This window comes from Bacteroides sp. CAG:189, from assembly GCF_000432295.1.
Lineage (GTDB): Bacteria > Bacteroidota > Bacteroidia > Bacteroidales > Bacteroidaceae > Bacteroides > Bacteroides salyersiae.
In genome coordinates, this window is sequence record NZ_HF990987.1 from 23721 (window position 1) to 39316 (window position 15596).

12 protein-coding genes and 1 pseudogene are annotated in these 15596 nt (G+C 44.2%); 9 read left to right on the top strand and 4 right to left on the bottom strand.

Annotated elements, in window-relative coordinates:
• The first annotated feature begins 234 nt into the window (after positions 1 to 234).
• From QVP90_RS01510 to QVP90_RS01525, 4 genes are all read left to right on the top strand, one after another.
• Positions 235 to 1539: an MFS transporter gene (locus QVP90_RS01510; protein ID WP_021935492.1), complete on the top strand. Its 1305-nt coding sequence runs from the start codon at positions 235 to 237 to the stop codon at positions 1537 to 1539.
• A gap of 27 nt (positions 1540 to 1566) precedes the next feature.
• Positions 1567 to 2538, top strand: coding sequence for a glycoside hydrolase family 130 protein (locus tag QVP90_RS01515; protein WP_005924061.1), 972 nt, complete (start codon positions 1567 to 1569; stop codon positions 2536 to 2538).
• 162 nt (positions 2539 to 2700) lie between these two features.
• Positions 2701 to 4950 carry a GH92 family glycosyl hydrolase gene (locus QVP90_RS01520; RefSeq protein ID WP_021935493.1) on the top strand — a complete coding sequence of 750 codons (2250 nt, stop codon included), beginning with the start codon at positions 2701 to 2703 and terminating at the stop codon, positions 4948 to 4950.
• A gap of 175 nt (positions 4951 to 5125) precedes the next feature.
• A complete protein-coding gene (locus QVP90_RS01525) occupies positions 5126 to 7195 on the top strand; it encodes a glycoside hydrolase family 20 protein (RefSeq protein ID WP_021935494.1) in 2070 nt (689 codons plus the stop codon).
• Between the two features lie 87 nt (positions 7196 to 7282).
• Here the strand turns inward: QVP90_RS01525 and QVP90_RS01530 are convergent, their stop codons facing one another.
• Complete coding sequence (locus QVP90_RS01530) at positions 7283 to 7759, bottom strand: Dps family protein (RefSeq protein ID WP_005924056.1); 477 nt, start codon at positions 7757 to 7759, stop codon at positions 7283 to 7285.
• 135 nt (positions 7760 to 7894) lie between these two features.
• On the opposite strand from QVP90_RS01530, the gene QVP90_RS01535 reads away from it, so the two are divergent.
• Positions 7895 to 8821, top strand: a complete 927-nt coding sequence (locus tag QVP90_RS01535) for a hydrogen peroxide-inducible genes activator (protein ID WP_021935495.1) — start codon at positions 7895 to 7897, stop codon at positions 8819 to 8821.
• Between the two features lie 16 nt (positions 8822 to 8837).
• A pseudogene (locus QVP90_RS01540) lies at positions 8838 to 8987 on the top strand (aquaporin); the annotation flags it as partial.
• 130 nt (positions 8988 to 9117) lie between these two features.
• Here the strand turns inward: QVP90_RS01540 and QVP90_RS01545 are convergent.
• Complete coding sequence (locus QVP90_RS01545) at positions 9118 to 9876, bottom strand: NigD1/NigD2 family lipoprotein (protein WP_005924052.1); 759 nt, start codon at positions 9874 to 9876, stop codon at positions 9118 to 9120.
• Positions 9877 to 10094: 218 nt separating this feature from the next.
• Here QVP90_RS01545 and QVP90_RS01550 point away from each other — a divergent pair, with 218 nt between their 5' ends.
• Both QVP90_RS01550 and QVP90_RS01555 read left to right on the top strand, forming a co-directional pair.
• Positions 10095 to 10646, top strand: coding sequence for an RNA polymerase sigma factor (locus QVP90_RS01550; protein WP_005924050.1), 552 nt, complete (start codon positions 10095 to 10097; stop codon positions 10644 to 10646).
• A gap of 11 nt (positions 10647 to 10657) precedes the next feature.
• Positions 10658 to 11908, top strand: a complete 1251-nt coding sequence (locus QVP90_RS01555) for a porin family protein (RefSeq protein ID WP_264381134.1) — start codon at positions 10658 to 10660, stop codon at positions 11906 to 11908.
• 390 nt (positions 11909 to 12298) lie between these two features.
• On the opposite strand, the gene pflA is transcribed toward QVP90_RS01555, so the two are convergent.
• Complete coding sequence (gene pflA / locus QVP90_RS01560; RefSeq protein ID WP_021935497.1) at positions 12299 to 13024, bottom strand: pyruvate formate-lyase-activating protein; 726 nt, start codon at positions 13022 to 13024, stop codon at positions 12299 to 12301.
• Positions 13025 to 13050: 26 nt separating this feature from the next.
• Complete coding sequence (gene pflB, locus QVP90_RS01565) at positions 13051 to 15279, bottom strand: formate C-acetyltransferase (protein ID WP_021935498.1); 2229 nt, start codon at positions 15277 to 15279, stop codon at positions 13051 to 13053.
• Between the two features lie 132 nt (positions 15280 to 15411).
• On the opposite strand from pflB, the gene QVP90_RS01570 reads away from it, so the two are divergent.
• Positions 15412 to 15596 (top strand): hypothetical protein (locus tag QVP90_RS01570; RefSeq protein WP_288203722.1); only part of this gene is annotated, 185 nt, incomplete at its 3' end.

The window sequence follows — 15596 nt, forward strand, 5'->3', positions numbered from 1 at the left end:
TTGTTCATAAGATAGTCAAGGATGTTTTTTATGACTGATGTTATTTGCTTTTTGATAGTCTTTTTTCTATATTGACGGTTTTATCCGAACGGAATTTTGATAGTGATTTTAGAGATGAAAAGCAAATGAAATACTTTTTAATAAAAAAGTGACGTGTGCCGGTTAGTATTTTATCGGCTTCGGTTGTATTATATATAAATGTATTAAAATCGTTAACCGATAAAACACTTATTAATGAATAGAAAAGCCTTTTACCCTGTTTCATGGGTTCCTACTGTTTATTTTGCGATGGGGCTGCCTTTTGTTGTATTGAATATGGTTTCCGTCCTGATGTTTAAAGGACTTGATATTTCCGATGCACAAATTGCTCTTTGGACTTCGTTGATTATGTTGCCTTGGACCCTGAAATTTCTTTGGAGTCCGTTTTTGGAAATGTTTAAAACTAAAAAGTTCTTCGTTGTCTTCACGCAGATTGCTTCAGGAGTCGGTTTCGGGCTTGTTGCTTTGTCATTACAGCTTCCTCATTTCTTTGCCTGCTCCATTGCGTTATTGGCGGTGATCGCTTTTAGCGGAGCTACTCATGACATTGCAACGGATGGGGTTTATATGACAGAACTGAGTAAGTCCGATCAGGCTAAGTACATCGGTTGGCAAGGTGCTTTTTACAATATAGCCAAGATTGTGGCTTCCGGTGGATTGGTATATCTGGCAGGATGGCTGGTTAAACGGTTTGGAGGAGTTGAAGGAGCTTCCGGTGAAGTGGTGTATGAAGCGAATGTTCATGCCTGGATGATCGTAATGTTTGTGATGGCGATCGTAATGATATCATTGGGGCTTTATCACACACGAATGCTCCCTTCCGGCGGTGCTGCAACTTCCGAGGCTACTTCGTTTAAGGAAACATTCGACAAACTGGTGGAAGTCATTCTTGATTTCTTCAAGAAAAAACATATTTGGTATTATATCGCCTTTATTATTCTTTATCGTTTTGCCGAAGGCTTTGTGATGAAGATCGTGCCGTTGTTTCTGAAAGCGGGTAGAGAGATTGGCGGATTAGGATTGAGTGAACAGGAGATCGGTATCTATTATGGCACTTATGGCGCAGCAGCTTTTGTGTTGGGTTCTTTATTGGCCGGTTATTACATTTCGCATCGGGGATTGAAAAAAACGTTGTTTTCTCTTTGCTGTACTTTCAATCTACCTTTTATTGCTTATACATTATTGGCTATTTACCAACCTACAAGCGGTATGTTGATAGGCGGTGCCATTGTCCTCGAATATTTCGGATATGGATTCGGTTTTGTAGGACTTACGCTGTTTATGATGCAGCAGGTGGCTCCCGGAAAACATCAAATGGCGCATTATGCCTTTGCTTCCGGCATCATGAATTTGGGAGTAATGCTTCCGGGAATGGTCAGTGGATTTGTCAGCGATTGGCTGGGATATCGCGACTTCTTCATCTTTATTTTGTTTGCCACTATTCCGGCTTTCCTGATTACTTATTTTGTGCCGTTTACTTATCCGGATACTAAAAAATAAACATTAATATATTAATATAAAAAGATTATGAACGAGAGATTTAATATGCCATGGGAAGAACGCCCTGCCGGTTGTACGGATGTGATGTGGCGTTATTCAAAGAACCCCGTTATCGGACGTTATCATATTCCTTCATCAAATAGTATTTTTAATAGTGCAGTTGTACCGTTTGGAGATGGTTTTGCTGGAGTATTTCGTTGCGATAACAAAGCGGTACAGATGAATATTTTTGCCGGTTTCAGCAAGGACGGTATCCATTGGGATATCAATCACGAACCTATCCGGTTCAAGGCAGGCAATACAGAGATGATCGAGTCGGAATATAAATACGATCCGCGTGTCACATGGATTGAAGACCGTTACTGGATTACTTGGTGTAACGGTTATCATGGACCGACAATCGGTATTGCCTATACGTTTGATTTTAAAGAGTTCTTCCAGTGTGAGAATGCCTTTTTACCGTTCAACCGTAACGGTGTGCTTTTCCCACAGAAAATAAATGGTAAATACGCGATGCTGAGTCGTCCGAGTGATAATGGACATACACCGTTCGGTGATATCTATATCAGTTATAGCCCGGATATGAAGTATTGGGGAGAACATCGTAGTGTTATGAAAGTAACTCCGTTCCCGGAAAGTGCATGGCAATGTACGAAAATAGGTGCAGGGTCGGTTCCTTTCCTCACGGAAGAAGGATGGCTGATGTTCTATCATGGAGTAATAACTACTTGCAACGGTTTCCGTTATTCTATGGGTGCTGCCATTTTAGACAGGGATAATCCGGACAAAGTATTATATCGTACGCGTGAATATCTGCTTGCACCGGCTGCTCCTTATGAATTGCAGGGAGACGTTCCTAATGTCGTGTTCCCATGTGCCGCTTTGCAGGATGGCGAAAGAGTGGCGGTATATTATGGCGCAGCAGATACTGTAGTCGGAATGGCTTTCGGTTATATTGCTGATATTATAGAATTTATCAAGAAAACAAATATTGTTTAATCATTCGGATTCAACGACCTATAATTTAGAATAAGAGAGAAATAGATAGAGAGAGTTTTTATTTGGTTAGACGATTTTATAATTTATGGTGAAAGGTATAGAGAAGATAAAGAGAGAGTTTTTTACCGTAAATTATAAATCGTCTAATCGTAATTCTGATTTATGAAGCGACTTTTATTAACTTACACATTAGCTCTCTTTCTGCTTCCGGTAAAAGCCGGAAGCGGAGAGAAGCTTTCTCCTGCCGATTATGTCAATCCTTTTATAGGTACTACCAACTTTGGTACTACAAATCCCGGAGCGGTTTGTCCCAATGGTATGATGTCTGTCGTACCTTTCAACGTGATGGGGTCGGCCGATAATAAATATGATAAAGATGCCCGTTGGTGGTCTACTCCTTATGAGTATCATAACTGCTTTTTTACCGGTTATTCTCATGTAAATTTGAGTGGGGTAGGGTGTCCGGAATTGGGCTCTCTTTTATTGATGCCTACTACGGGAGAATTGAATGTCGATTATAAGGAATATGGAAGCCGTTACAAAGATGAGCAGGCATCACCGGGGTATTATACCAACTATCTGACTAAATATGATGTGAAAACCGAGGTGACCGCCACTCCCCGTACAGGTGTCACTCGTTTTACATTTCCTAAGGGTAAAAGCCACATCCTGTTGAATTTGGGTGAAGGACTCACCAATGAATCCGGTGCTATGCTTCGTCGGGTGAATGCACAGGAGATAGAGGGGGTGAAGTTATTGGGTACTTTCTGCTATAATCCGCAAGCTGTATTCCCTATTTACTTTGTGATGCGCGTCAACAAGGTTCCACTACAAACCGGGTATTGGAAGAAGCAACGACCTATGACCGGTGTGGAGGCGGAGTGGGATCCGGATAACGGTAAGTATAAGCTTTATACCAAATATGGAAAAGAAATAGCCGGAGATGATATCGGAGCGTTTTTTTCATTCGATACCGCAGAGGGCGAACAGATCGAAGTGGAATTGGGTGTCTCTTTTGTGAGTATAGAAAATGCCCGTCTCAATCTGAATAAAGAACAGGAAGGCAAGAATTTTGAACAGGTACATGCCGAAGCGCGTGAACGTTGGAACGACGATCTGTCTCGTATTCTTGTTGAGGGAGGGACGCAAGAGCAGAAGACCGTTTTCTATACGGCTATGTATCATCTGCTGATTCATCCCAATGTATTGCAGGATGTAAACGGAGAGTATCCGGCAATGGAGAGTGATAAGATATTGACGACCCAAGGTAACCGTTATACGGTCTTCTCGCTGTGGGATACTTATCGTAATGTACATCAATTACTGACATTGGTATATCCGGAGCGCCAGATAGAGATGGTACGTACGATGCTCGATATGTATCGTGAACACGGATGGTTGCCCAAGTGGGAATTGTATGGCCGGGAGACGCTGACTATGGAGGGCGATCCCAGTATTCCCGTTATAGTGGATACCTGGATGAAGGGATTGCGGGATTTTGATATTAATCTTGCTTATGAAGCGATGTATAAATCGGCAACGCTTCCCGGTGCGGAAAATTTAATGCGTCCGGATAATGATGATTATATGTCTAAAGGTTATGTACCTTTACGCGAACAATATGACAACTCGGTATCTCATGCGTTGGAGTATTACATTGCCGATTTCGCCCTTTCCCGCTTAGCCGATGCTTTAGGGAAGAAAGAAGATGCCAAGTTGTTCTATAATCGCTCGTTGGGATATAAACACTATTATAGCAAAGAGTTCGGCACATTCCGCCCGATACTTCCCGATGGTACTTTCTATTCTCCTTTCAGCCCGAAACAGGGTGAGAACTTCGAACCCAGTCCCGGTTTCCACGAAGGAAACGCATGGAATTACACATACTATGTACCTCATGATGTATATGGATTAGCCCGCTTAATGGGAGGCAAGAAATCTTTTGTCAATAAATTACAGATGATATTTGACGAAGGGCTTTATGATCCGGCGAACGAACCCGATATCGCTTATCCTTACCTGTTTTCTTATTTTAAGGGAGAGGAATGGCGTACTCAAAAAGAAACGCAACGTTTGTTGGCTAAATATTTCACTACGCAGCCGGACGGTATTCCCGGTAATGATGATACAGGAACAATGTCTACTTGGGCTATTTTTAATATGATGGGATTCTATCCGGATTGTCCGGGATTGCCGGAGTATACGTTGACAACTCCCGTCTTTGATAAAGTAATAATTCGTCTTGATCCTAAATGGTACAAGGAAAAAGAACTCGTGATTGAGTCTACCCGTCAGAAACCTGACGCCTTGTATATTGATAATGTAAAAATTGGTGGCAAAAAGCTCAATCGATTCCGTATCACTCATGATGAGCTGGTACATGGAGGACGATTGGAGTTTTCTATTAGGTAATAGTTTTCGCTATTAGTCTATGTGAAGGTAAAAAGAGAGGGGCTGTCCGGACATTGTTTGTTAGGACAGCCTCATTTTTATTTAGTAGTTTTGTTCACTTGATTGTATTATAGATAAGCGGAGCCCGTTTCAACTGCGCCCGGTATTGTCAAATCAATCTCTTATATTTAATATTATGAGAAAAGGAATTATTTCGTGTTTGTTGTTTATTAGTTTCTGGTTGGCCGGATGCCAGCAGAGAAAAGAGGTCGAGGTGCAGATTATACCTCAGCCCCAGTCATCAGAACTTTCTTCCGGAACATACGGATTGCCCCGGCAAGCTGTATTTAGCACTAATTTGCCGGAAGAAGATAAGAAAGAATTTACCGAATATCTTCAGGCATCTCCGTTTGCATTACAGCCGGAAGCAGAGGGTACCCAGAAGAGTGTGGTTAGCTTTACGATAATAGCTCCCGTTTCCGATCAGGAATCGATGGAGAGCTATCAATTATCTATCACCGGAAAAGGAATTTCTGTTGTTGCTCCATCGGCTGCCGGATTATTTTATGGCTTTCAGAGCCTGTTGCAGTTAGCGGAACAAGAGGCTGACGGAACGTTTTCTTTCCCTTTGATCGAGATAAAAGATTCCCCCCGTTTTTCATACAGAGGTTTACATCTGGATGTTTCGCGTCATTTCCGTACCAAAGAATTTCTCAAGAAACAACTCGATGCCATGGCGCGCTATAAGCTGAATCGCTTTCATTGGCATCTGACAGACGGTGCGGGTTGGCGATTGGAAATCAAACGTTATCCGGAACTGACGGAGCAGGCAGCCTATCGCCCTTATCCCAATTGGAAAGCCTGGTGGAAAGGCGGGCGCAAGTATTGTACGAAGGATGCTCCCGGTGCAGACGGTGGATATTATACTCAGGAAGATGCACGGGAAATTGTGGAGTATGCCCGGCAACGTCATATCACGGTTATTCCGGAAATAGAGATGCCGGGGCATTCGGAAGAAGTGCTGGCTGTGTTTCCTCATTTGTCTTGCTCCGGAAAACCGTATGTTAATTCTGAAGTTTGTATCGGCAATGAAGATACCTTTACTTTTCTGCAGAATGTATTGTTGGAAGTGATGGAGATATTTCCTTCGGAATATATTCATATCGGCGGAGATGAAGCCAATATGGATAGTTGGAGGAAGTGTCCTTTGTGTCAGAAGAGGATGAAGCAGGAAGGACTGGCGGATGTGAAGGAGTTGCAGAGCTATCTCATTCATCGGATGGAGAAATTTTTGAATGAGCACGGCCGGCAGTTGTTGGGATGGGATGAAATACTTGAAGGCGGCTTGGCACCGCGTGCCACTGTGATGTCATGGCGTGGTGAAGAAGGCGGAATTAAAGCAGCCAAAGCAGGGCATGACGTGATCATGACACCGGGCGGATTTTGTTATCTGGATTCTTACCAGGATGCTCCGACGACTCAGCCCGAAGCGATCGGCGGATACCTGACTTTGGAGAAAGTATATTCTTATGATCCGATTCCGGAAGTTTTGACGAAAGAGGGAGCAGATTATATACAAGGTGTGCAGGCAAATGTTTGGGCAGAGTATATAACAACTGCCGAGCATATGGAGTATATGGTTTATCCTCGTCTGCTGGCTCTGGCAGAAGTGGCCTGGACACAACCGGATAAGAAAAACTGGGAACATTTCCGTCGTTGTGCATTGAAAGAGGTAAAATGGTTGCAGGATAACGGCTATCATCCTTTCGATTTGAGTAAGGAGGTGGGAGAACGTCCGGAGGCGGCTGTTCCTGTTGAACATTTAGGATTAATGAAAACGGTAAAATATACCAGCCCTTATGCGCCGCAGTATACGGCCGGAGGAGATTCTGCTTTGGTCGACGGTCTTCGTGGCGGATGGACGTACGGTGATAAACGCTGGCAGGGTTTCCTCAATACGGATATGGATATTACGGTCGATTTGGGTGAGATGAAAGAAATCTCCTCCATTGCTGCCGAATTTATGCAATTGTCCGGTCCTTATGTATGGCTTCCACGTGAAGTGATTATTTCTATTTCGGAAGACGGAAATACATTTACCGAACAGGCTCGCCTTCATACCGATGTGCCGACTACGGAAGACCGGTTGGTATTCCGGACCTACGAATGGGACGGTAAAGCTTCGGCCCGCTATGTCCGTTATCAAGCTTTATCTAATGGAATAGAAGGTGGCTGGCTTTTCACGGATGAGATCGTAATAAAATAGATATGAATCCATTCTGATGTTGTAAAAAAGAAAAGAGACACAATAACCGTAAATTGTGTCTCTTTTGATTTAATATGCCATGAGGGCTTACTTGTTGCTGTAAGCTGTCAGCATCCAAACCATTTTCTCTTGTTCTTTCAGATAATCGCTCATCAATGCTACTGTTACTTCATCGCCGGCCTGTGATGCTATGGAGAGAAGTTTGCGCTCTTCACCGATCAGGTGGCTGTATGTTTCGAGGATATTTTCCAGAGCTTTCTCACCGTTACTTACGCGGTCTACTTCATTGATGTTAGCCATTTTCAGATAATCGCTGAATTTGTTGGCCGGAGTGCCGCCCAGCATCAGGATACGTTCTGCTATTTCGTCTACTTTCTCGGCTGCGTCGTTATACAAATCTTCAAATTTGCTGTGCAGTACGAAGAAGTCATGTCCCTTAATGTTCCAGTGGAAACCACGCAGGTTGGTGTAATATATCTGGAAATCTGCCAGTAATTGTTGCAAAGATGCTACTACGTTGTTCACTCCCGATTCGTTCAGTTTGATATAATCTAATGTTTTCATAACTTTTTTTATTTTAATTGGTTTATACTATTTTTCTTTTTCGTATTGCAAAGATAGGGGGAAAATGTATGCGTGTCAAACTGATAATTTCTATCTTTGCATAGACAGAATCTATAACCCGTAAAACTTTGATAGATGACGATACAACAATTGGAGTATATACTTGCCGTAGATCAGTTCAGGCATTTTGCCCGTGCTGCGGAATATTGCCGGGTAACTCAACCTACTTTGAGCGCAATGATTCAGAAACTGGAAGAAGAACTTGGAGTGAAGCTATTCGACCGTACCATGCAACCGGTGTGTCCTACACGGATAGGAGAGAAGGTGATTGCGCAGGCACGTACCATATTGACACAGGCTTCGCAGGTGAAGGATATTATCAATGAGGAGCAGGGGACGCTTACCGGCACTTTCCATCTGGGGGTGTTGCCAACCATCGCACCTTATCTGTTGCCACGTTTTTTCCCGCAGATGATGGAGAAATATCCCGGGCTGGATATCCGTGTGACAGAAATGAAGACACAGGATATCCGCCAGGCTTTACATACAGGAGATATCGATGCTGCTATTCTGGCAAGTGTGTTAGAGGATGCGGCTTTGTCCGAGGAGATCCTTTTTTATGAACAGTTTTATGGATATGTTTCCCGAAAGGAACCTTTGTTCGGGAGAGAGGTAGTCCGTACTTCCGACATTACCGGTGAGAGGTTATGGTTGCTTGATGAAGGACATTGTTTTCGCGACCAGTTAGTTCGTTTTTGCCAGATGGAAGCCGTGAAGCTCCATCAGATGGCTTATCGTTTGGGAAGTATGGAGACATTTATGCGGATGGTGGAAAGCGGGAAAGGAATTACATTTATCCCGGAGCTGGCCGTGTATCAGCTTTCCGAATCGCAGAAAGAGTTGGTGCGTCCGTTTGCTATTCCTCATCCCACCCGGCCTATTGTGCTGACAACCAATAAGGACTTTATACGTGTCAGCCTGCTTGCTGTGCTTAAGGAAGAGATACGGACTGCTGTACCTAAGGAGATGCTTACTTTGCAGGCTGTACAATGCTTGGTTTAGTGAAGACCGGTCGGTGGGTGCCTCTGTCAATCCGGCACGTAGTATTGGTCCGGCTTTGTTTGAGGGTGGTGTTGCATTGTCTCAGTTGTGGCTGTTTATCGTGGCTCCGTTTGTCGGTGCTGCATTAAGTGCCGGAATCTGGAAAATACTTTCTTCTGATAAGTAATAAATGCCTGTTTGATTTGTGAGGAGAAGGCAGAAAGGTTCTTTTTCATAGACTTCGAACCTGTACTTATAAAAAGGCGGCTGTTTCCGGTTTTGGGAAACAGCCTCTTCATCATTTTATTATATCAGAATTAATAGTTCGTTCCAGTCGTGTAACTCATCGGTTTGAGTTGATTAGCAGTAGGTATTTGGCTGCTTTTCGATTGTTTTTCAAGGTCTATTTTCTTGTATATCACATTATCATAAATCGTATTTACACGTATCTTCAAGCCTTTGGCGGTTTTCATCTCCTCCGCTATTTTATCCAGTTTAAAGGATACGATGCCGTCACCTATTCTTCCTTCGTCGTCGTCATATGCATTGTGGCGGAATTCGAGGTTGATGTACCCCTCCTCATCTATGAGATCTTTGTCCGTATCATATACCAGGTTCAGCATATGCTTTTTGTTGGGATTGCTTGTTCCGCGATATTGGAACTCCATTGTCAGATAGCCTTGTGCAATCCAATGGTAAGTCATATTGATACGGTTGTCTCCGATGCTGTCGGCTGTTTCGGCTGTCAGCGGGATAATGTCTTTGGTCAGGATGGAATCCATTCTCACTACTTGAATATTATAATCATATCCGGGGACTTGTTCTTCAAACTGATGGAACCATACGAACACCCGTTTTCCGTCTACAATCGGATAATTACGGATAGCGGAGTCATCGCCCGGATACATCTTTCTGCCACTGTCCAGACCGAAATAATAATCATCCGTGTCATCAATTTGTCTGAGAGTGGCAATTGTGAAATCGGAATAAACGGCATCATCGTCGTCCAGACAAGACTGGAGGAAGGGAACGAGAGCCAAGATCACGGTTACTGCAAATAAATTCAATTTCTTCATAAGTTCGTTTTGGTTTTGGAATATTACACTTAAATTGTAAAGGCTTTCATTTGCCCGGTGCGCCTCCCTGTGGGGGAAGCATCCGTATGGAAAATGCAGGAAAGAAAAGAATATTGCACGGAATATTGTTAAAGAAACAAAAGTGGGAAAAGTGTTGTTCTCTATATGCAGTATTTCTATCTTTGCTGCATTTATAAGATAAACACGTGTTTAAGAGAATGGAAGAACAAGAGCTGACAGAGCTATGCAGGCAAGGCGACAACCGTGCCCGCAAGGAACTTTATGAGCAGTATGCCGGACGGATGCTCGGTATCTGTCTCCGATATGCCGGAGACAGAGAGACCGCCCAGGATCTGCTACACGATGGCTTCCTGAAGATTTTCGGTTCGTTCGATAAATTCACCTGGCGTGGTGAAGGTTCTCTTAGGGCATGGATGGAACGTGTGATGGTGAATGTGGCACTGCAATATCTGCGCAAAAATGATGTGATGAGCCAGTCGATGGCACTGGAAGATGCTCCCGAAACATACGAAGAACCGGATGCTTCGGAGGTGGAGGCCATACCACAGCAGGTCTTGATGCATTTTGTAGAAGAGTTGCCTGCCGGTTATCGTACCGTATTCAACTTATACACGTTTGAAGATAAGTCGCATAAAGAGATTGCCCAATTGCTGGGTATCAACGAAAAGTCCTCGGCTTCGCAATTGTTTCGTGCCAAAACCGTGCTGGCCAGGAAAGTGAAAGAATGGTTAATGATGAATGACAGATGAAGGATGAGAAGATGAAAGATAGAGAGATGTGGATGGACAAGCTGAAAGAGAAGTTGGAAAACTACTCTGAGCCGATACCTCCTTTCGGTTGGGAACAACTGGAGAAGGAGCTGGTGCCGCCTGTCAAAAAAAGAATACTGTATCCTTATCGCAGATGGGGAGCAGCAGCGGCCGCAGTGTTATTGGTGGTGGCCTCTTCTTTGAGTATTTATTTTCTGAATACTCCTACGGCCGATGAAATACGTCATACGGTTGCTCCGGTATTGGCCTCCGATCCCGATCTGTTGCCACCGGCACACGATCCCGACATGCAAGTGGCAAAGGTGGAACCTGTGCAGCCACGTCCGGTAATTGCCCAAGCGGGGAAAGTGACGGAGAGACAGGGAATCGAACCCTCGGTACCTGCCGAAACTGTTACATGTCCGGTGGAAGAAGGGGTAAACCCGATACGGGAAGCAGAAGCGAAAGAGACTCTTCCGGATGAAACGAAAGAGACAAAAGAAGAATCAGGTACAGTCGTGCGTCCTCATCAACGTTCGGGGCAAGATAAATTGCATATTCCGGCAGAGAAACCCAAAGCAAAGAAAGGGCGTTGGTCTGTGGGGGCGGCTGTCGGGAATGGTGGCGGTACCTCTTTCTCCGGTAACGGGACAGTAGAACCTCTGCACAGTTCGTTTTCCGACCAACGGTTGAACTTGGCACCTACTGCCGGAAATGAGATTATTCAGATTCCCAATAATCAGGTGGTGGTATTTAAAGAAGGGGTGCCTTACTTAAAACGGACGGATGAAATAGTAGATATCAAACATCATCAACCGGTTTCTTTCGGGCTGTCGGTGCGTAAAGGACTTGCGAAAGGTTTCTCCGTGGAAACAGGTGTGACATATACTTTGCTTTCTTCCGATGTACAGACGGTGGTTAGCGATGCCCGGATTGATCAGAAGCTGCATTATATCGGTATTCCTGTTCGTGCCAACTGGAATTTCTTTGATAAAGATCGTTTCACATTGTACGTAGCTGCCGGCGGAATGGTAGAAAAGTGCGTATATGGCAAGTTAGGAAATGACAAGCTGACGGTAAATCCGTTGCAATTCTCGGTTTCCGGTGCGGTAGGTGCGCAGTTTAATGCAACGAAGCATATCGGTGTCTATGTAGAGCCCGGAGTTGCTTATTTCTTTGACGATGGTTCCGATGTGCAGACGATTCGTAAAGATACTCCTTTCAATTTCAATCTTCAGGCGGGGATTCGCTTTACTTATTGATAAATCTGTCAAGAGCGGATTTATGTATTATTAACTTGGATAGTTGTTTTTTCAGGAGAAAGTGTGTGGCATTGCCCCATAGCAACATTTGTACCGAGACAAATAATGAAAGGCATCGTGACGTTACTTGTTATTCATCGTAACGTTGCTTGTTATTCATCGTTACATGCCGTGTTATTTTATGAAAGTATCGTGCCCGGATAGTGAAAATACCGTGTTTGGAACTTTGGTTTCCTGTATTTATAAAAAGAAAGGAGGAAGCGGCGGCCTTCTCCTTTAGGTGTAGTTTAATTGAATCTATTTCATGATTACATCCGTAAAGATACGAACTTAAAATGTGTAAGTCAAGTCTTTCTCTTCTTTTTATTTCAGCTTGTCAGTCTTTTTATCTTAGTTTACCTGTACGGTTTTAAAGTACTCTTTGAATAGCCCGGCAGCGTGTTCGGTCTGTTCCGGCGTATTCTCTTTGATTCCTTTCAGTTGATAGGTCTGTCCCATTGCTTCGTATTTATGTACGCCAAGGGTGTGATAAGGGAGTATCTCTACTTTCTGAACCATCCGGTAGTTTCCCAGTTGTCTGCCGAGTGCGCGGATGTCATCTTCAAAATCACTATATCCGGGCACTAATACATAGCGTAACCAAAACGGCCGTTCGTTTTCTTCCAACCAGGCTGCCGTATGCAATGTCTGCTCATTGCTTCGTCCGGTCAGTTTCCGGTGGTGTACCTGATTGAATTCCTTGATGTCCAGCAGTACGAGGTCTGTCAACTTCAATAATTCTTCTACATGTTCGTTCCATACTCCACCGTTACTGTCGAGACAAATATTGATTCCCTCTTCTTTCAGCCTGCGGAATAGAGGCAATAATGCTTCCGCCTGCAAGGTAGGCTCACCTCCGGAGAATGTGATTCCTCCACGTTTTCCGAAGAAAGGTTTTTGGCTTACTGCCATACGGACAATCTCTTCCGGATTTGTGGAAGTTCCTCCCTTGGCGGCAATCGTATCCGGGTTGGCACAGTAGAGACAACGGAAGTTACAACCTTGTAGAAAAACGACGAGCCGAAGACCCGGCCCGTCGAATGTTCCCATACTTTCGTATGAATGTACGTTTATCATCTTCTTGATCGATTCAGTTTTTCACATTACATGCGTTCATGAAAACTGCGTGAGATAACTTCCAATTGATGCTCACGGCTTAGTTTGATGAAGTTTACAGCATATCCGGAAACGCGGATGGTGAGTTGCGGATATTTTTCCGGATGCTCCATGGCGTCTTCCAGCATCTCGCGGTTCAGTACATTTACGTTCAGGTGATGTGCGCCTTTGGTGAAGTATCCGTCCATCATTGTTACCAGATTCTCTATCCGGTCTTCTGCTGTGGCACCGAGTGATTTCGGGACGATCGAGAAGGTATTGCTGATACCGTCTTGTGAATCACGGTAACGCAGTTTAGCTACCGAGCTCAGAGAAGCAATCGCACCGTTTTTATCACGTCCGTGCATCGGATTGGCACCCGGAGCAAAGGCAATGCCCTTGGCACGTCCATCGGGAGTGGCACCGGTTTTCTTACCGTACATCACATTGGAGGTGATGGTCAACAATGAAAGGGTAGGACGGGCGTTCTTGTAAACCGGCAATTTCTTCAACTCCTCGCTGAAATAATACACAAGGTCTACACCCAGGTGGTCTACTTTGTCATTATCATTACCGAAGCAGGGGAATTCACCGTCGATGTCGAAACCTTCCGTCAGTCCGATGTCATTGCGACGGGCTTTCACCGTGGCATATTTAATTGCGGACAACGAGTCGATAGCAATCGAAAGGCCGGCTACACCATAAGCTAAGTTGATGCGCGGATTAGTATCGATGAGTGCCATTTGTGCTTTCTCATAATAATACTTATCGTGCATATAGTGAATGATGTTCATGGCATCGTTGTATACACGTGCTATCTGGGTCAGTACTTTTTTATAGTTAGCCATTACTTCTTCAAACTTCAGCACCTCGCCCGTCAACACCGGAATATCTTTTACCATTACCGTACCGGTGTTTTCACAACGTCCACCGTTGATAGCCAACAGCAGTGCTTTGGCAAGATTGGCACGTGCGCCGAAGAATTGTATCTGCTTACCGATTTCCTGATAGGATACGCAGCAGGCGATACCATAGTCGTCCGACTGACGTACTTCGCGCATCAGATCGTCGTTTTCGTATTGTACGGAAGAGGTGTCGATGGAAACTTTTGCACAGAATTCTTTGAAACCTTCCGGTAAGTCGGGGCTCCACAATACAGTCATGTTAGGCTCCGGTGACGGTCCTAAGTTGTATAGGGTTTGTAAGAAACGGAAAGAAGTTTTGGTAACTTTGGTACGTCCGTCGTTGAAGCGTCCGCCGATTGATTCGGTTACCCATGTAGGGTCTCCTGCAAAAATATCGTTATAAGATTGCATACGCAAGTGGCGTACCATACGCAGTTTGATGACAAACTGGTCGATTAGTTCCTGTGCGAATGTTTCGTCAATCTTTCCGTGAGCGAGATCGTATTCAATATAGATGTCAAGGAAAGACGATACATTACCTAAGGACATTGCGGCGCCGTCCTGCTCTTTTACAGCTGCCAGATAGGCCATGTATACCCATTGAACGGCTTCTTGGGCATTGTATGCGGGGCGGCTGAGGTCGAGTCCGTAATATTCGCCCATCACTTTCATTTCTTTCAGTGCCTTGATTTGCTCTGCTACTTCCTCGCGAAGGCGGATACGGGCTTCAGTCATCGGGCCTGTCAGGTGTTTCAAATCTTCCTGTTTCGCTTCAATCAAACGGTCGATGCCATAGAGGGCCAGGCGGCGATAGTCACCGATGATACGTCCACGGGCATAGTTGTCTGGAAGTCCTGTAAGGAATCCCAATGAACGGAACGAGCGGATCTCTTCGGTGTATACATCGAATACCCCGTCGTTGTGTGTTTTACGATAATGAGTAAAAATATCTTTTACACGGTCGTCTACTTCCACACCGTTTTCATGACATGCCTTAGCCACCACATTGATTCCACCGAACGGTTTGATGGCACGTCTCAGCAGTTCATCTGTCTGCAGGCCGACGATTAGCTCGTTTTCTTTGTCGATGTATCCGGCTTTATGCGAAGTTATTGTTGATACGGTTTTGTGGTCGAGTGATCGTACACCGTTATTTGCCCTTTCTTCTTCGAGTGCTTTAAGACAGCAGTTCCACACCGCTTTTGTACGTTCGGTAGGGCCTTGCAGGAAAGAGGAATCTCCATAATAGGGAGTGATATTGTTGCTGACAAAGTCCCTCACATTGATTTCTTTGCTCCAAAGTCCGTCATTAAAGGTTTTATTCAATTCCATAATAAAATATTTAGTTAGTGGTTGGGTTATCCATCTTCTTTAGAGCGTGCAAAGTTACAACCATTTTTCATATTATGGGTATAAATATTCTCCATTTTGTGTTTAATAGCATAAAATACCTATAAATAGGGAATGAGAATAAAAGATTATATCATTTTTTTTATGAAAACGTTTGGAGTTTTAGAATCTCTTTGTATCTTTGCACCGCTTTTAACGAAAAGCGCTTCTGATTTGAATTTTAACGAACAACAGATAAGGTTCGTGAGAAAGGAATTGAGGAAGAAGTTTTGGAGAGGTGGCAGAGTGGTCGATTGCGG